Source organism: Rhizobium sp. Leaf453 (assembly GCF_001425605.1).
Lineage (GTDB): Bacteria > Pseudomonadota > Alphaproteobacteria > Rhizobiales > Rhizobiaceae > Pararhizobium.
Genome location: NZ_LMRG01000023.1, coordinates 629,425 through 646,901, shown reverse-complemented (window position 1 = coordinate 646,901; position 17,477 = coordinate 629,425). Strand labels below are relative to the sequence as shown.

General features: G+C 60.1%; 19 protein-coding genes. 9 read left to right on the top strand and 10 right to left on the bottom strand.

The features are described from left to right. Nucleotides 1-2: 2 nt before the first annotated feature. From ASG68_RS21140 to ASG68_RS21125, 4 genes are all read left to right on the top strand, one after another. Nucleotides 3-227 (top strand): hypothetical protein, encoded by a 225-nt coding sequence (locus tag ASG68_RS21140; protein WP_062580744.1) that lies wholly within the window; start codon nt 3-5, stop codon nt 225-227. Between the two features lie 140 nt (nt 228-367). Then, on the top strand, nt 368-703 hold the full coding sequence (grxD, locus tag ASG68_RS21135) for a Grx4 family monothiol glutaredoxin (protein ID WP_062580946.1): 336 nt from the start codon (nt 368-370) through the stop codon (nt 701-703). Between the two features lie 392 nt (nt 704-1,095). Continuing rightward, the gene (locus ASG68_RS21130) at nt 1,096-2,331 is read left to right on the top strand and encodes a multidrug effflux MFS transporter (protein WP_062580742.1); all 1,236 of its coding nucleotides are present in this window, start codon (nt 1,096-1,098) and stop codon (nt 2,329-2,331) included. 33 nt (nt 2,332-2,364) lie between these two features. Then, a complete protein-coding gene (locus tag ASG68_RS21125; protein ID WP_062580740.1) occupies nt 2,365-3,639 on the top strand; it encodes a multidrug effflux MFS transporter in 1,275 nt (424 codons plus the stop codon). 80 nt (nt 3,640-3,719) lie between these two features. On the opposite strand, the gene ASG68_RS21120 is transcribed toward ASG68_RS21125, so the two are convergent. The 9 genes from ASG68_RS21120 to ASG68_RS21080 all read right to left on the bottom strand — a co-directional run bounded on the left by ASG68_RS21120 (nt 3,720) and on the right by ASG68_RS21080 (nt 11,955). Then, nucleotides 3,720-4,544 (bottom strand): inositol monophosphatase family protein, encoded by an 825-nt coding sequence (locus tag ASG68_RS21120; protein WP_062580738.1) that lies wholly within the window; start codon nt 4,542-4,544, stop codon nt 3,720-3,722. Beyond that, entirely contained in the window at nt 4,541-5,431 is an 891-nt protein-coding gene (ttcA, locus tag ASG68_RS21115) for a tRNA 2-thiocytidine(32) synthetase TtcA (protein WP_062580736.1), read from the bottom strand. Before ttcA ends, ASG68_RS21120 begins: the two co-directional genes overlap by 4 nt. Before the next feature lie 134 nt (nt 5,432-5,565). After that, nucleotides 5,566-6,504 (bottom strand): glutaminase, encoded by a 939-nt coding sequence (locus ASG68_RS21110; protein WP_062580733.1) that lies wholly within the window; start codon nt 6,502-6,504, stop codon nt 5,566-5,568. A gap of 100 nt (nt 6,505-6,604) precedes the next feature. Next, entirely contained in the window at nt 6,605-7,222 is a 618-nt protein-coding gene (rpsD, locus tag ASG68_RS21105; RefSeq protein ID WP_062580726.1) for a 30S ribosomal protein S4, read from the bottom strand. 235 nt (nt 7,223-7,457) lie between these two features. After that, entirely contained in the window at nt 7,458-8,972 is a 1,515-nt protein-coding gene (locus ASG68_RS21100) for an ATP-binding protein (RefSeq protein ID WP_062580943.1), read from the bottom strand. A 126-nt stretch (nt 8,973-9,098) separates the two neighbouring features. After that, nucleotides 9,099-9,896: a glutamate racemase gene (gene murI / locus ASG68_RS21095; protein WP_062580724.1), complete on the bottom strand. Its 798-nt coding sequence runs from the start codon at nt 9,894-9,896 to the stop codon at nt 9,099-9,101. Next, nucleotides 9,883-10,728 carry an RNA methyltransferase gene (locus ASG68_RS21090; RefSeq protein ID WP_062580722.1) on the bottom strand — a complete coding sequence of 282 codons (846 nt, stop codon included), beginning with the start codon at nt 10,726-10,728 and terminating at the stop codon, nt 9,883-9,885. The genes murI and ASG68_RS21090 overlap by 14 nt, the downstream gene beginning before the upstream one ends. Before the next feature lie 80 nt (nt 10,729-10,808). Continuing rightward, nucleotides 10,809-11,327 (bottom strand): hypothetical protein, encoded by a 519-nt coding sequence (locus ASG68_RS21085; RefSeq protein WP_156373751.1) that lies wholly within the window; start codon nt 11,325-11,327, stop codon nt 10,809-10,811. A gap of 103 nt (nt 11,328-11,430) precedes the next feature. Beyond that, nucleotides 11,431-11,955 carry a hypothetical protein gene (locus tag ASG68_RS21080; protein ID WP_062580718.1) on the bottom strand — a complete coding sequence of 175 codons (525 nt, stop codon included), beginning with the start codon at nt 11,953-11,955 and terminating at the stop codon, nt 11,431-11,433. Nucleotides 11,956-12,116: 161 nt separating this feature from the next. Between ASG68_RS21080 and ASG68_RS21075 the strand changes: the two genes are divergently transcribed. From ASG68_RS21075 to ASG68_RS21065, 3 genes are all read left to right on the top strand, one after another. Continuing rightward, nucleotides 12,117-12,722 carry a DJ-1/PfpI family protein gene (locus tag ASG68_RS21075; protein WP_062580716.1) on the top strand — a complete coding sequence of 202 codons (606 nt, stop codon included), beginning with the start codon at nt 12,117-12,119 and terminating at the stop codon, nt 12,720-12,722. A 76-nt stretch (nt 12,723-12,798) separates the two neighbouring features. After that, nucleotides 12,799-13,191, top strand: a complete 393-nt coding sequence (locus ASG68_RS21070) for a ribbon-helix-helix domain-containing protein (RefSeq protein WP_062580714.1) — start codon at nt 12,799-12,801, stop codon at nt 13,189-13,191. Nucleotides 13,192-13,337: 146 nt separating this feature from the next. Further along, on the top strand, nt 13,338-14,552 hold the full coding sequence (locus ASG68_RS21065; protein ID WP_062580712.1) for an NADP-dependent isocitrate dehydrogenase: 1,215 nt from the start codon (nt 13,338-13,340) through the stop codon (nt 14,550-14,552). Nucleotides 14,553-14,630: 78 nt separating this feature from the next. On the opposite strand, the gene ASG68_RS21060 is transcribed toward ASG68_RS21065, so the two are convergent. Next, on the bottom strand, nt 14,631-15,170 hold the full coding sequence (locus ASG68_RS21060; protein ID WP_062580710.1) for an STM3941 family protein: 540 nt from the start codon (nt 15,168-15,170) through the stop codon (nt 14,631-14,633). A gap of 226 nt (nt 15,171-15,396) precedes the next feature. Between ASG68_RS21060 and ASG68_RS21055 the strand changes: the two genes are divergently transcribed. Then, on the top strand, nt 15,397-16,734 hold the full coding sequence (locus tag ASG68_RS21055) for a glycosyltransferase family 4 protein (RefSeq protein ID WP_062580941.1): 1,338 nt from the start codon (nt 15,397-15,399) through the stop codon (nt 16,732-16,734). Beyond that, nucleotides 16,704-17,474: an HAD-IIB family hydrolase gene (locus ASG68_RS21050; RefSeq protein WP_082554036.1), complete on the top strand. Its 771-nt coding sequence runs from the start codon at nt 16,704-16,706 to the stop codon at nt 17,472-17,474. Before ASG68_RS21055 ends, ASG68_RS21050 begins: the two co-directional genes overlap by 31 nt. The last annotated feature ends 3 nt before the right edge of the window (nt 17,475-17,477 follow it).

Sequence of the window (17,477 nt, the reverse complement as noted above, 5' to 3'; positions counted from 1 at the left end):
CGATGGCCAATCTGATCAACGAACTGGTCACCGGCGTCGTCGAAAGCGTGCTCAAGGAAGTGCTGAAGAAGTCTGGCGTCAAGACGACAACTTCGAAACGCCAGCGGCAGACCCGCTCGGCAACGACCGGACGATTCAAGAAGGCCACAAAGCCGAAGGCAGCGAAACCGGCAAAGAAGCAGGTGAGCCGCCGGCGCACGGCTGCCGCCCGCAGCAAGACGCGATAGACCCGCGAAATCTGACCTGTTGCCGTCGTGCAAGCCATCAATTTTTGTTGCGCGCGGGTGGTGAAAATCACCGGTCTGCATGCTATTTACAGGAAATCGACACACCCGGCCCTTGAAGCGGGATGAGGAAGGATTACGACATGAGCGGTATCAACGATTTCATCGACAATGAAGTGAAGAGCAACGATGTCGTTCTCTTCATGAAGGGCACGCCCCAGTTCCCCCAGTGTGGGTTCTCCGGACAGGTCGTCCAGATGCTCGACTATATCGGCGTCGATTACAAGGGCATCAACGTGCTTGCGGATGCTGACCTGCGCCAGGGTATCAAGGACTATTCGAACTGGCCGACGATCCCGCAGCTCTACATCAAGGGTGAGTTCATCGGCGGCTGCGATATCGTCCGCGAAATGTTCCAGGCTGGCGAACTCCAGTCGCATTTCGAGGAACAGGGCATCGCCGTCAAGGGCGCAGCCTGAATCGACCCTCTGTCATCGTGACACCTGAAAAGGCGGGTCACCGCCTTTTTTGATTCAAGGAACACGTACGAACATTCTAATATTTTCCGCCCTGTAACAGCCGAATCCAATATGCGGCGATGTCACAAGACGGTGCGGTTTCATGGATATGCAGACGCTGGAACATGCGTTTGCACCATTTGATCCAGATGAATCTTCTTTTGCAGCCGGCCTCCTACCGGTTGTCAGCCACTTGAGCCGGCATGCCGGCTTCCGTTTTTGAAAGCGCTTCGGAACCGTGCTTTCACAGCGCCCTCAATTCTGGTTCCATCCATTTCATCCGCGTCTGATCCTTTTCGGAACCGATCCGGTTTCCCGCTTCAGATGCCCGGCACGCCGGCAGGAATATCCCTATGACCATGACGACCCAGGCGCCGGGCATTCCGGCTCTCTCCAAACCACAATTCATTGCGCTGATGGCCATGCTGATGGCGATCAATGCGATCTCGATCGATATCATGCTGCCCGGTCTGCAGGAGATCGGCGCGAGTCTCGGCGTCGCCGACGAGAATACCCGCCAATATGTCATCACCGCCTATCTGATCGGCATGGGCTGCGCGCAGCTGTTCTTCGGACCGCTGGCCGACCGCTTCGGCCGCAAGCTGCCGCTGCTCGGCGGGCTCGGTATCTATGCGCTCTGTGCGCTTGCCATCGTCTTCGTGCCGTCCTTTGCCGGCCTTCTCGCGCTGCGCTTCATGCAGGGCATCGGCGCGGCCGCAACCCGGGTCATCACCATTTCCATCGTTCGCGATATCTACGGCGGACGCATGATGGCCGAAGTCATGTCGCTGGTGATGATGGTGTTCATGATCGTGCCGGTGATCGCCCCCAGCATCGGCCAGTTGATCATGATCTTTGCCGAGTGGCACATGATCTTCGTCGTCATCTGCCTTTTCGCCGTGCTGGTGGCGACGCTGGTGATGTTTCGTTTGCCGGAAACGCTGGCGGTCGAAAATCGCCGCCCGTTTACGATTTCCTCGATCGGCTCGGCCTTTCGTATCGTGCTCACCAACCGCGTGTCGCTCTGCTATTCGCTGGCCGCGTCGTTCCTGTTCGGCTCGCTGTTTGGCTTCATCAATTCGGCTCAGCAAATCCTGGTCGGCATCTACGGGCTCGGGCACTGGTTCCCACTCGTTTTCGCAGGCTTTGCCAGCATGATGGCTGTTGCGTCCTTCACCAATTCACGGCTGGTCAAGCGCTACGGCATGCGACGCCTGTCGCATGGCGCCCTGATCGGTTTCACCATCGGCAGCTTTATCTGGGCGATGGCGTCGATCTTCGGTACGTTGCCTTTCTGGCTGTTCGTGGTGCTCTATGCCGCGACCATGTTCCAGTTCGGCCTGATCGGCCCGAACTTTAACGCCATGGCGATGGAACCGCTCGGCCATGTCGCCGGCACGGCCTCCTCCGTGCTGGGCTTCACCCAGACGATCGGCGGCGCCAGCATCGGAGCACTGATCGGCCAGGCATTCGACGGAACCGTAACGCCGTTGGCCGTCGGCTTCCTGACGGTGTCCATCATTGGCCTCGGCTTCGTGCTCTTTGCCGAGCGGGGCAAGCTTTTCAGCCCGCACAATCCAGCCGTTTAAACAATCCGCCGCTTTTTCAAGACAGGTCTTTTCATGTCCGCCCACCATATCGAAAATCAGGGCTCCGCCCGCATCGGTCTCGGCTTCTTCGAATTTGTCATCACCATTGCCTTGATGACGGCCAGCGTCGCCATCGCGATCGACATCATGTTGCCCGCCCTGCCCGCCATCGGCCAGTCGCTCAGCGTCGCCAACACCAATGACACGCAATTGGTGATCGGCGTGTTCTTCCTCGGCTTCGGTTGCTCGCAGATCATTTTCGGCAGCCTGTCCGATACGTTCGGGCGCCGCGGCGTCCTGCTTGCCGGCCTCGCCTTCTTCACACTGACCATGTTCGGTGCGGCCGCGACACAAAGCTTCGAGATGCTGCTTGTCCTGCGCTTCGTGCAGGGAATCGGCGCCGCAGCCGTCCGCATCACGACCATGGCCGTCGTTCGCGACTGCTTCGGCGGCCGCGAGATGGCACGTGTCATGTCCTATGTGATGATCGTCTTCATGATCGTTCCGATCGTCGCTCCGTCGCTCGGCCAGGCCGTCATCTACTATGCAAACTGGCACTGGATCTTCATTCTCCTCGGCTGCGTCGGCGCTATCCTGTTCGTCTGGGCCGGATTGCAGCTGAAAGAATCGCTGCCGGTGGAAGAGCGGCTGCCTTTGTCGGTCGCGGCCGTCGCCTCCGGGTTCCGCACTGTTCTGACGAACCGAATCACCTGCGGCTACATGATCGGATTGACGCTGTTCACGGCTGTGATCTGCGCTTACATCGTGACCGTCCAGCAGATCTTTGGCGAGGTTTATGGCCTCGGTGACTGGTTGCCGATTGCCTTTGCCGGAACGGCCGGCGGCATTGCGGTTGCGAATTTTGCCAATGGTTATTTCGTGCGCAGCTTCGGCATGCGCCGCATCTCGCATGTGGCGATGATCCTGTTCACGCTGCTTTCGGGCGTCGGCCTGCTGATCGCGATCGGCGGCAAGCCGAGCTTCCTCGTCGCCTATCTGCTGTTTTCCGTTCTCCTGATGTTTTTTGCCGTGATCGCCACTAACTTCACGGCCATCAGCCTTGAGCCGATGGGCAGCCTTGCGGGAACAGCCACGGCCATCACCGGGTTCATGTCGACAACCGGTGGCGCGCTGATCGGTGGAACCGTCGGCCAGATGTTCAACGGCACGGTTCAGCCGCTGTTCGCCGGCTTCACAGTCTTTGGCGTTGTGACGATCCTTGCCGTCCTCTGGGCCGAGAAGGGCAAGCTCTTCACCCATCCGGGCGACGACCATGCCTCACTGGAAGGCGCCGGCGGACACATGTGATCCGTCGAAAGCCATGAAAAACGAAGAAGGCCCGCTCGGTCATCCCGGCGGGCCTTCTGCTTTTCGATAATCGTCGCCGTTCAGACTGTAAACACTTCTCGGCGGAGGGTTTCCCAGCACTCCTTGTCCGACGCCAGCAGCAGGCCGCCATCGACATGTTCAGGCAGATAGGGCGAGCCGTCGAAGCGAGCGGCATAGGCGCCGGCTTCCTGGGCGATCAATGTGCCGGCCAGATGATCCCAGGGCATCAGCTTCTGGTACATCAGGAAGTGAAAATGACCGGCGGCAAACGCACGATATTCATGTGCCGCGCAGCGATAGCTGGTGGCGATGCGGACCTTGGCCATGTTGCCCATGACGATCCGGCGGTTTTCCGGCGAATAGAACCCTGTCGAGGCACATCCGACCAGCCCCTCCAGCGATGGCGCCGGCGTTACATCCAGCTTCTCCTGTGAGCCATCGGCCTTGCACAGCCAGGAGCCGGAGCCCTTTTCCGCAATCACCCAGTCATTGCCCATCGGGTCGTAGATCAGGCCGGCAACCGTTTCTCCCTTGGAGACGACAGCTGCCATGACGCCGAACAGCGGCATGCCGGCCGCATAGTTGAACGTGCCGTCGATGGGATCGACGACGACCACCAGGTCAGCCCCTGCCAAAGCTGACAGAAGATCCGGATCGGCCGCAACCGACTCCTCGCCGATGAACAGAGCCTCCGGAGCAACCTCCGCCATGCGCGCCTTGATCAACCGCTCTGCCGCCTCATCCGCTTCGGTCACGAGATCTATGGCTTCCGACTTCATCCGAACGTCACCGGCGCCGAGGTTGCGGAAGCGCGGCAGGATTTCACTGGCCGCCGCCTCCTGCAGGATATTTGCGATGGCGGCGATATCGATGGCAGATGTCATGCTTTGGGCTCCGCGAAGAGGGATTGGAAATCAAACAGTTTCGGATCGAGCAGATGCGACGGATTCACATGGCCGAGCGCCCGCAGCATCGTATCCTTGCGGCCGGGCATGCGGCGCTCGATATCCGACAGCATCGCCTTCATGGCATTGCGCTCAAGCCCGTCCTGCGAGCCGCAGAGATCGCAAGGGATGATCGGAAACTCCATGGCAGACGCGAATTTGGCGAGATCATCCTCGGCCGCATAGGCGAGCGGCCGCAGCACCATGAGATCGCCTTCGTCATTGAGGAGCTTCGCCGGCATCGTGGCCAGCCGGCCGCCGTGGAAGAAATTCATGAAAAAGGTCTCGAGGATATCCTCGCGGTGATGGCCGAGCACCAGCGCATCACAGCCCTCCTCGCGGGCGATCCGGTAGAGATTGCCGCGGCGCAGGCGCGAACAGAGCGCGCAATAGGTGCCGCCGGCCGGAACCTTTTCCTTCACGATCGAATAGGTATCCCGGTACTCGATCCGGTGCTTCACGCCGATTGACGACAGGTATTCCGGCAGGACATGTTTGGGGAAATTCGGCTGGCCCTGATCGAGATTGCAGGCAACGAGTTCGACCGGCAGCAGACCGCGCCATTGCAGATCCATCAGCAAAGCCAGCAGACTGTAACTGTCCTTGCCACCGGAAATGCCGATGAGCCAGCGCGTCTGCCCCTTCAGCATGCCGAAATCGTCAATCGCCTGGCGGACCTGGCGCAGCAGCCGCTTGCGCAACTTATTGAACGACACGGACGACGGCATCTTCGCAAAGATCGGATGCAACGCATCATCGCTCACCGAATCCGGCGCGGTTGCAAGGTCTTCAATGTCGGCCGTCGGCGATGGGATGGCAATATCCATGACAAAGTCCCGGATGGATGGCGCAAGGCACGAGGGCAATGCGCAAAAATGATGTCCTGCACTTGCCCGTCCCGGGCTGCAAGATCAAGGAAAATGCGCCGATCGCGCGGTGAAACTTCCGTGATGGTGCTCTATCAGGCCCCGAACACGGACCAGCCGGTGCGGCTGGCCAGCATCTCCAGCGCCAGCGAGCCCAAGAGCGAATTGCCGTTGTGATTGAGCCCCGGTGACCAGACAGCGACGGACGCCTTGCCGGGCGCCACGCACAGGATACCGCCGCCGACGCCGCTCTTGCCCGGCAGACCGACACGATAGGCAAAGTCGCCCGAGCCGTCATAGTGGCCGCAGGTGAGCATCAGGGCGTTGATACGACGCGCCCGCTGTTTCGAGACGACAGAGTGCTTCGTCAGCGGATTGGAGCCCGAGGCAGCAAGGAACAGCCCGGCATGGGCCAGCTGGACGCAGCTCATCGCCAGCGCGCATTGATGGAAATAGACACCGAGCACATGCTCGACAGGATGATCCAGCTTGCCGAAGGAGCGCATGAAATTGGCAAGCGCGAAGTTGCGATATCCCGTCGCCGCTTCCGATTTGGCAACATCCTGGTCGATCAGGATGTCCTCTTCGTCGGCGAGATAACGGACGAACCGGACGATCTCGCCGATCGCCTCGCGCGGCGTATGGCCGGCCAGAACCAGATCGGTGATCGCGATGGCGCCGGCATTGATGAACGGATTGCGCGGAATGCCATGCTCGTGCTCGAGCTGGACGATGGAATTGAAGGCAGAACCGGACGGCTCGCGGCCGACGCGCTTCCAGATGTTTTCGCCATGCTTGCCGAGTGCCAACGTTAGCGTGAAGACCTTGGAAATGCTCTGGATCGAAAACGGCAGCTGGGCATCACCCGCCATATACACATCGCCATCCACCGTGACGATGGCCATGCCGAACTGCTCAGGGTTTACGCGGGCAAGCTGCGGAATGTAGTCGGCAACCTTGCCCTCTCCCAGCCGCGGGGTGAGTTCGCGGTAGATATCATCGACAATCGACTGCAGGTCCAACGGGCCGGGCATCCATCATTCTCCGGATGAGACTTGGTGGGAATTGGGCAACAAAAAAGCCACCCATCTCTGAGTGGCTTTTCCAAAATCCGCAAGGCCGAAGCCTGAAGAATTAACGCGAATAGAATTCGACGACGAGGTTCGGTTCCATGATGACCGGGTACGGAACGTCGGTCAGGCCCGGAACGCGGGCGAAGGTCGCAACCATCTTGTTGTGATCGACTTCGATGTAGTCCGGAACGTCACGCTCAGCGAGCTGAACGGCTTCGAGAACCGATACGAGCTGCTTGGACTTTTCGCGAACTTCGATAACGTCGCCGGCCTTGCAGCGGTACGAGCCGATGTTGACGCGAACGCCGTTGACCTTGACGTGGCCATGGTTGACGAACTGACGGGCAGCGAAGACCGTCGGAACGAACTTGGCGCGGTACACGATCGCGTCGAGGCGCGATTCGAGCAGGCCGATCAGGTTTTCCGAGGTGTCACCCTTGCGACGGTCAGCTTCGGCGAAGATCGCACGGAACTGCTTTTCGCGGATGTCGCCGTAGTAGCCCTTCAGCTTCTGCTTGGCGCGCAACTGCACGCCGAAGTCGGAAAGCTTGGACTTGCGGCGCTGGCCGTGCTGGCCCGGGCCGTATTCGCGGCGGTTGACCGGGGACTTCGGACGGCCCCAGATGTTTTCGCCCATACGGCGGTCAATTTTGTACTTGGACGATTCGCGCTTGCTCATCGCATTTCCCTTCAAACGGTTACACCGGTTTGTTTCCAAACCGGATCAAGGAAACACGCCCTCCTCTGAACTTCTTTTGAAAGCTCTGACAGGTTTCTCACGATCACGCTGACGGAGAATCCACGGGACATGTCAAATAAAACACCGGGCATTTCGGCCCGGCGTTGGGGCGGTCTTTAGGGGGATGTCATGGAAATGTCAACGACTTTGAACGGCATTCGGCGTTTTCCAGCCGTTATTCCGCAGCGCTACGCGTGACAGCCTCATCGTGGACGGCATCGGCGGCCCCCGGCGCCGTTTCCACCTGCAGATCCGGGAAAGCGACGATGCGCTTGCCGGAGAGATCGCTGTGAACGACGATCAGGCCCTGTTCCTCGAAATAGCCGAGCAGGCGACGGGCGCGGCGGGCGGAATGGGTACCATAGGCGCGCGCGATCATGGCATCGGACGGGCATGGAAGATTGCGGACGGCGGATTGTGCTACGAGCAGGAAAACGCCCTGCAAATCGTCGGTGACGTTGCGGGACAGTTCCAGCGCGGACGCCCAGATTTCGCTCGCGGCAGTCTCCGCGTCGACGCCTGAACGCGCGACGGCCATCTTGCGGCGGAATGCGCCCAGCGACAACGGCGCACCGGGCACGCGGCGGATGCGGCAGCGCACGAGGAAATCCTGGAACAGTTCGGCATCGGCACGGAACGCTGCTTCCGGGTTTTCGAGGATTTCGGCAAGCAGGCCGTCAAGCAGCGCTTCCCGTTCCATCGCCGGCATTTCCGGCACCGGCGCCCGAGGTTCAGCCAGCGCAACCGGTTCGGGACGCGGACGGGAGAGCTCAGCCAAAATGTCGGTCGCCGGACGCGGCTGGGCGCTCGGACGTCGGATAATCGGCCGGGTCAGTTCCTCCGGGTCCGGCGTGAAGATCAGGTCCTCAACATCGGCGACAGCTTCCGGCAGCGGCGTCAGCTTCGGGCTGGTGGAGCGGGCGGATGTCTCGACATTACCGATGGTGACCGGCAGTGGACGGCGCGACAAAGCCGGGCCGAGCGCGACGAAGGAGCCGCGCTTCAGGTCACGGAACATCTCGGCCGTACGGCGGTCCATGCCCAGCAGGTCGGCGGCGCGCGCCATGTCGATATCGAGAAAGGTGCGGCCCATCAGAAAATTGGAGGCTTCGGCGGCGACGTTCTTCGCAAGCTTGGCCAAGCGTTGCGTGGCGATGACGCCCGCCAGCCCGCGCTTTCGGCCACGGCACATCAGGTTTGTCATGGCACCCAGCGAGATCTTTCGCGCTTCTTCGGAAACATCGCCGGCCACCGACGGCGCGAACATCTGCGCTTCATCGACGACGACCAGCACCGGATACCAATAATCACGGTCCGCATCGAACATGGCGTTGAGGAAGATGCCGGCACAGCGCATCTGCTGCTCGATATCCAGCCCTTCGAGCGACAGGACACAGGAAACGCGATGCTGGCGGATGCGCGTGGCGATGCCGATCAGTTCGGCCTCCGTGCGTTCGCCCTCGATCACCACATGGCCAAACTTGTCGGCCAGCGTGACGAAATCGCCTTCTGGATCGATGATGCATTGCTGCACCCAGGGGGCGGACTGTTCCAGGAGGCGGCGCAGCAGATGCGACTTGCCGGAGCCAGAATTGCCCTGTACCAGAAGTCGCGTCGCCAGAAGTTCCTCGATATCGAGCGGAACGGATGCGCCATCGGACGCCGTCCCCATATCGATGCCGACTTTCATATCCACCTCGTCAAAAATGCCATGCCGGATGCGCCGCCACGAACCCGCAAGCAAATAGCCTTACCATCGTTTCCCGTGGCTTGCGCCCCAGATCGGAAAAGAACCCACAACTAAGAAGGATTTCGTTTACCGTATCGTCAGCCCGAAACCCTGCATCAGGCGGCGGGTGGTGAAATCGGGATTTCCGGAGGTGAAAATGGCGGGGTCGATACCGATCAGTGGCTCGAAACCGTCCGACAACGGCACAAGACTGCGTGCCCGCCGGGCGATCGCCTCGGCCGGATCCAGCCAATCGACGGGCCAGGGTGCCAGGCGGCGGAAGACATTGGCCATGAAGGGATAGTGCGTGCAGGCGAGCACGACGATATCGGTCTTCCGGCCGTCCTTCTCGACGAAACACTGTTCGATCTCGGCGAGCACCGCCGCATCATCCGTCGGCTCACCGCGAATATAGGCTTCCGCCATGCGGGCAAGGTTTTCCGAGCCGACGAGCCGGACATGGCATTGCGAGGCGAAGGACTGGATGAGATCGCGGGTATAGGCGCGCCTGACCGTTCCGGGCGTTGCGAGAACCGAGACGAGGCCTGAGCGCGTGCGCTCCGCCGCTGGCTTGATCGCCGGCACCGTGCCGACAAAACGCATCTGCGGAAACGCCGCGCGCAGATCAGTGCCGACCAGCGTGAACGCGGTGTTGCAGGCGATGATGCAGATTTCCGGATCGTGTTGCGCCAGCAGGCGGCCGAAGAGGGCGATGATATGCTCGCGCAGCGCCTCTTCTTCCCAGCCGCCGTAGGGAAAGCCGGCATCGTCGGCGACATAGATGAAGTGCCGCTCCGGCATCAGCACGCGCGCCTCGCGCAGCACGGTCAGGCCGCCGATACCGCTGTCGAAAACGAGGATGGGCTTCAGCTCAGATATCGTCACCGGGGTCTTCGATCTTGTGCTCGTCGGAGCGATGGCGGGAATCGGCGGGCGCACCGGCACCGCGCGGCTGTTCGCGGGTAAACCTGTCGAGGCAGGATATGACGCCGCGGACCAGCCGGATTTCCGACGCGGTAAACGCCGGGCGTGTCAGCACGGCGCGCAGGTTGTCGACCAATTTTGGCTTTTTGGCGATTGGCCGGAAGTAACCCCGCGATTCCAGCGCCTCCTCGACGTGATCGAAAAGTCCTTGCAGGTCGTCCTTCGTCGCCGGCTGCTGCGGCAGCGCCTGGAATGCCGTCTCGTCGGTCGATTCCATCGATGTCTTCAACCATTCGTAAGACATCAGCAGCACGGCCTGCGCCAGATTGAGCGACGCGAAGGCGGGGTTGACCGGGAAGGTGACGATCTCGTCGGCGAGCGCGACCTCATCGTTGGTCAAGCCGGTACGCTCGCGGCCAAACAGGATGCCGGTCGCCTCTCCAAGCTTGAAGCGCTCGCGCAGCGTTTCCGCCGCGATGACCGGCGAACGCACAGGCTTGTAGCCATAGCGATCGCGGGCGGTCGTCGCATAGACGAAATTGAGATCGGCGATCGCTTCCGGCAGCGTCTCGTAAACCTTGGCGGCATCGATGACGTGGTCGGCACGGCTGGCGGCGGAACGGGCCTTCTCGCTCGGCCAACCGTCGCGGGGACTGACCAGTCGCAGTTCGGACAGGCCGAAATTAGCCATGGCACGCGCAACCATACCGATATTCTCGCCAAGCTGCGGATGAACCAGAATGATTGCCGGCCCTTCCTTCAGAAGAACGCGTTCGCTGTTTGTGCCTGCCATTCCATTGCCTTCTCGGATATCAGGGCGCCTCACTGGCACAAAGTGGCGAGAAAATCAAAAAAGATAATCGGCTGGCTCAATCACGGTTTCGCCTGCCGCTCCAGCCAGGCCTTCAGCGAAAACCACTCTCCCTCTTTGACGAAACGCAGCACGTCATCGATCCGGTCCGGCCCGGAAGAAGGCTTGTCCCTCTTGAGAAAGAACATCAGGCGAATGGATCGCGCGGCGGCACTGTCGCAAGTGGGAAAATCCATCGTCACCTCGAGCATATCGGGTGTGTCGCTGCGGGTGCGGTCAAAGATCCCGGTCTTGCCGATCGGGCATCTGTTGACATCGCCCGTCATCGGATCGGCCTCGAACAGGACCACGTCGCCCCGCTTGCGCGACGTCTTCAGCGCATCCGCATAGGCATTGACGAAATCGGCGCTGAAATCGTTCAGCAGCTGGATTTCGGTGAAATAGGGTTCCCGGCGATCGGGCTCGTCCAGCGAATTGACGATGATCCTGTCGACGTAACTGCGAACCAACTCCTCCCGGCCATCGGCCAGCGCCGGTGTGGCCAACAGAAGCAATGCCATCAATGCCGTCTTCATTCTCATCGGCGTTCCCGTGCTTGTTTTATCCGGACACCTTCAACGAACGCGGATACAAAGTCAGTAACGCTGGGCACAGGCCAAGCCGCCAACGCCCGGACGGAACCGGCTACTGCTGTTGCGCACCCTGGCTGGCGATCGCCTGCAGTTCGGCCTTGAGCGAGCCGGCATCACCGGCGCGGACAATGTCGTCGATCACGTCGCGACCACCTTCCTCTATGACCATGAAATGTAGTTCGCTTGGCTTCCAGTCGGGTGCGCGCTCACCGAAGCAATGGGTGTTGTCGAAGGTCACCTTCACATCGGTCTTGCCGGCCGTTTCAGGTCCCGGTGCAATGGAGAGTTCGTTGATCGAGCAGCTGTCCTGGCCGCTGACAATGACATCGTAATCGAACGGCGAATCGCCCTCGTCATAGGCGGGGAATTTTGCTGCAGCCTGATAGACCTTGTCGAAATCCGCGCTGTAGATCCGGCCAAGTCGGGCAGCCGAAAAATAGTCCTCTCCCTCACCCGGATTTTCCGACCAGCCACTGACCGCCTCGTCCATGATTTCCTTCACCGGCGCGACGGGATCGGCGGCCTGGGCAGAGAAGGCGAGCGAGAAGAACAGGGGCAGAATCAGGCGGCGTTTCATGGAAATCTCCAGGGGCGAGGCTGTGTTGCGACCCTCTTAGACCTTTCGGCAGGAAAGCGCGAGACGCCATAGGCAAGGTGACAGATGTAGTATCCCGATAATACCCGCTCCCCGGCCCTGCGTGACATTCTGCCTTCGCACGCAACGCGATGGAGGAAACGATGAGCGGCAAGAAAATCCTGATGATCTGCGGCGATTTCGCCGAAGACTATGAAACCATGGTGCCCTTCCAGGCGCTTCTGGCTGTTGGCCATACCGTTCACGCCGTCTGCCCTGGCAAGGCGGCGGGCGAGCACATTGCCACGGCAATCCATGACTTCGAAGGTGACCAGACCTATTCGGAGAAGCGCGGCCATAACTTCACATTGAATGCAACCTTCGCCGATGTGCGGGCAGCAGATTACGACGCGCTGGTGATCCCCGGCGGCCGCGCGCCGGAATATCTTCGGCTGAACGGCGATGTCATCGCCGCCGTTCGCCACTTCTTCGATGCGGGCAAGCCGGTCGCTGCGATCTGCCACGGCGCGCAGCTTCTGGCCGCCGCCGGCGTCCTCAAGGGCCGCACATGTTCGGCCTATCCGGCCTGCCGTTATGATGTCGAGCTTGGCGGCGGCACCTATGCGGAGATCGGCATCGATCAGGCTGTGACTGATGGCAATCTGGTGACCGGACCGGCATGGCCCGCCCATCCTGCCTGGATCAGCCAGTTCCTGACTGTGCTCGGCACTCGCATCAGCCACGGCGAGCCACTGCGCTCTGCAGCCTGATCCGTCTTGCCAAACCGCACCGGAGGGCGGACACTTTGCCAAATGCATCAGGCATGACACATTCTGGGAGGAATTGATGTGCAGGCTGTTTATCGGCGCCGATCCGGCGCTCTGGCAAGGCGTCACCCGTTCGGTGCGGATCCACGGGGTCGCAACCAGCATCCGGCTTGAAAGCTTCTTCTGGTCCGTCCTCGAGGATATCGCCGATCGCGATCACATGTCGGTTGGCCGCCTGATCGGAAAGCTCTACGGGGAATCAGTGGAGGAAGGCCACGCGCTCGAGAATTTCACATCCTTCCTGCGCGTTTGCTGCAGCCGCTACCTAGCCCTGCAACTTGATGGACTGGTGCCGACCGACCGCGACACCACCATCGCGTCGCTGGACGCCGAAAGCATTCTGATCCGCGAAGATCTCAAGCGTGAGAAGCGGGCGCAAGGCACCTTTCCAAGGATTGCTTCCGGTCACTGAACGCTCGCCACCGTCAAAATCTTCCATCCGCCGAAAGTTTAGCGGTGCGATTGCCGCTTTAAGCGCTGTCTGCCTTTGCCTTGCGTCAACTGGATGCTATAGGGGCGCAACCCCGGTTCGTTCACTCCCATCAAGAGGTTTTGCATATGGCAAAGATCAAGGTCGCCAATCCGGTCGTCGAACTCGACGGCGATGAAATGACCCGCATCATCTGGCAGTTCATCAAGGATAAGCTGATCCATCCTTATCTGGATATCGATCTGGAATATTACGACCTCGGCATGGAAAACCGCGACGCCACCGACGACCAGGTGACGATCGATGCGGCGAACGCCATCAAGAAGCATGGCGTCGGCGTCAAGTGCGCGACCATCACCCCGGATGAAGCCCGCGTTGAAGAGTTCAAGCTGAAGAAGATGTGGAAGTCGCCGAACGGCACGATCCGCAACATCCTCGGCGGCGTCATCTTCCGCGAGCCGATCATTTGCAAGAACGTGCCGCGCCTCGTTCCCGGCTGGACCAAGCCGATCATCGTTGGCCGTCACGCCTTCGGCGACCAGTACCGCGCCACAGACTTCAAGTTCCCGGGCAAGGGCAAGCTGACGATGAAGTTCGTCGGTGAAGACGGCAAGGAAATCGAATACGACGTGTTCGATGCACCGTCCGCCGGTGTCGCCATGGGCATGTACAACCTCGACGATTCGATCACCGAATTCGCCCGCGCCTCGCTGAACTACGGTATCCAGCGCAAGGTGCCGGTCTACCTTTCGACCAAGAACACCATCCTCAAGGTCTATGACGGCCGCTTCAAGGATATTTTCCAGAAGGTGTTCGACGAGGAATTCGCCGACAAGTTCAAGGAACTGAAGATCTGGTACGAACACCGCCTGATCGACGACATGGTTGCCTCCGCGCTCAAGTGGTCCGGCGGCTATGTCTGGGCCTGCAAGAACTATGACGGCGACGTCCAGTCCGACATTGTCGCGCAGGGTTTTGGCTCGCTCGGCCTGATGACCTCGGTTCTGATGACGCCGGATGGCAAGACGGTCGAAGCCGAAGCCGCCCACGGCACAGTGACGCGTCACTACCGCCAGCACCAGAAGGGCGAGGAAACCTCAACCAACTCGATCGCCTCGATCTTCGCCTGGACCCGGGGTCTCTCGCACCGCGCCAAGCTTGACGACAACGCCGAACTGGCCAAGTTCTCCGAAACCCTGGAAAAGGTCTGCGTCGATACCGTCGAAGCCGGCTTCATGACCAAGGACCTGGCGCTCCTCATCGGCCCGGACCAGCCGTGGCTCTCGACCACCGGTTTCCTCGACAAGATCGACGAGAACCTGCGCAAGGCCATGGCTGCCTGAAGATAATCCCGCCAAAGCTGAACATGAAAAACCCGGCTGTGCCGGGTTTTTCTTTGAGCTGGAATATTTGCTCAAAGGTTATCCGGCTTGCGGTGCCGTTCCCCGCGCATGAAACGCCTCGGCCCAGCTTCCAATGAGCCCGACCACCTCGGCTGGCGGACGCGACAAGCCTGCGCCACTCATGCACACGCCTTCAAAGCCGAGGCCTCTATTGGCTGAACGCGTCATCCGAACCGTACGCGTAAACTGCTGCGTCTTCTCTGCTTCGGGCGAGAGGAGCAGTTCGATGATCGGTTGCTTGCGGTAATCGACAAGGCGCACGGCAAGAATGTCACGCCAATGGATCGGGTTCGGCGACACGTCGCGAGCGATCAGGCCATTCTCGGTGAACTCGATGACCGGCTTGGTCTCGAACAGCCTCGGCACCAGCAGGATGCCGCAAGCGCCGAAGAACAGCGCACCGATGACGCCCATGAACAGTTCGAACGATCCGGCACCCTGTTCGGCATAACCAATCTGCGCAATCCATATACTACCGGCGACAAACAGGATGGCGCCGAGCAGCAGCATGGCGGTCTTCATTTTCGAGCGCTGGATCGTAATCGGGTGGTCGGTCATTTCCCCTCCTAGCTTCAGTGAATACGACACAGGGCAAACTATGCCCCTCGCCCATGAATTCCAGAGGCTGTATGTCGAATTTTTATCAAAAGAAATCAATACATTAAACGATCAATAGAAGAATGCGGGATTTTTTCGGAACCTTTCGCGTCTCAGTTCGTTGGCGAAATGCACCTGTCGCATGCTGCACTGCATGCAAATTTCCGAACAATCGCGAAATGGATATATGACCTCCTCCGAGAAAACATCGAACCTGCCACGCATCGCCCTGATTTCCACCCACGGATATGTCGCCGCTGAACCGCCGCTGGGAGCCGCCGATACCGGCGGACAGGTGGTTTACGTCATCGAACTGGCGCGCAAGCTGGCGTTGCTCGGCCATGAAGTCGACATCTACACCCGCCGCTTCGAGGACCAGCCGGAATTCGACGAGGTCGACGAGCGCGTGCGCGTCATCCGCATTCCCTGCGGCGGACCGGATTTCATCCCCAAGGAATATCTCTACAAGCACCTGATGGAATGGTGTGAAAATGCCGTCCGTTTCATCCGTCGCAACAACTTTACCTACACGCTGATCAACAGCCATTACTGGGATGCCGGCATTGCCGGACAGCGTGTTTCCGAAGCCCTGGGTGTCACCCATATCCACACGCCGCATTCGCTCGGCCTCTGGAAAAAGAGGCAGATGGAAACTGACTATCCGGACAAGGCGGATACGTTCGAAAAGGAGTTCAACTTTTCCGAACGGATCAAGCACGAGTTGATCATCTACCGTTCCTGCAGCATGGTCATCGCAACGACGCCGATCCAGGTCGAGGTTCTGGTCAACGACTACAATCTTCCGCGCGACCGGGTACACATGATCCCGCCCGGCTATGACGACAATCGCTTCTTCCCGGTTTCACGGGCGACGCGCGAAATGGCGCGGCAGCGTTTCGGCTTCGAGGGCAAGGTGGTGATGGCCATGGGCCGTCTGGCCACCAACAAGGGTTATGATCTGTTGATCGATGGCTTTTCCGTTCTGGCCGAACGCGAACCCGAAGCGCGGCTTCACCTTGCCGTCGGCGGTGAAAACATGGACGCCCAGGATACAGCGATATTCACACAACTGAAGGAGCGCGTTGCAACACTCGGCTTGGAGGACAAGGTGGTCTTTTCCGGCTTTGTGACAGAGGAAGACCTGCCGGACTTCTACCGCGCCGCCGACATCTTTGTGCTCTCCAGCCGTTATGAGCCTTTCGGCATGACGGCGATCGAAGCGATGGCCAGCGGCACGCCGACGGTGATCACCATTCATGGCGGCCTATTCCGCGCCATCAGCTATGGCCGCCATGCGCTGTTTGCCGATCCGTTCGACAAATACGATCTCGGCATCACCATGATGAAACCACTGAAACACGAGCGGCTCTATGGCCGGCTGTCACGCATGGGCGCCCACAAGGCGCGCAGCCTCTTCACCTGGACTGGCATTGCCCAGCAGTTGATCGGGGTCGTGGAAGGGCGGCCGATGCCGCAGGCGATGGATGACAACGAATGGGCCGAGCCGTGGACGGACGGAGATTGAGGCCCGTCCGGATCGTTTGCAGCGATATAGACGGGACGCTGGCTGGAAACCGGCCGGCTGAAGTGCGGTTTCGCGAGGCCTGGGAAAGCTTGCCGCCTGATCGTCGGCCATTGCTGGTGCTGAACAGCGGCCGGTTGATCGAGGACCAGCGTGCGTTCATCGCCACCACGGCGCTGCCGACTCCGGATATCTATATCGGAGGCGTCGGCACGATGCTGCACAATGAGGCGGAACCGTCTCACGGCGATCTCTACGCTCGGTCTATCGGTTCAGGTTTCGATCGCGATCTGATCGCGGAGACACTTCGGGATGTTTCCGATCTCCGCATCCAGTCTGACGAATACCAGCATGCGCAGAAATCCAGCTGGTATCTGCACGATGCCGACACTGCGCTCCTGACTGGTATCGAGCAACAGCTTGCCGATGTCGGTCTTGCTGCTCGTCTCGTTTATTCCAGCAACCGGGATCTCGATATCCTGCCGGCTGGAATCGACAAGGGCGCGGCTCTGTCGTGGCTCTGCCGACAGCTTGGCCTCACCCATGATGACGTAGTCGTCGCCGGCGATACCGGCAATGACCAGAGCATGTTCAAACCGCCGGGCGTGCGCGGCATCATCGTCGGCAATGCCCTGCCCGAGCTGAAATCCGTCAGCGACAACCGATCGAACGTCTACTGCTCGGACGAAATGATGGCCGACGGTGTTCTCGACGGCCTGAAACACTGGGGTCTCTTCTCCTGAAAA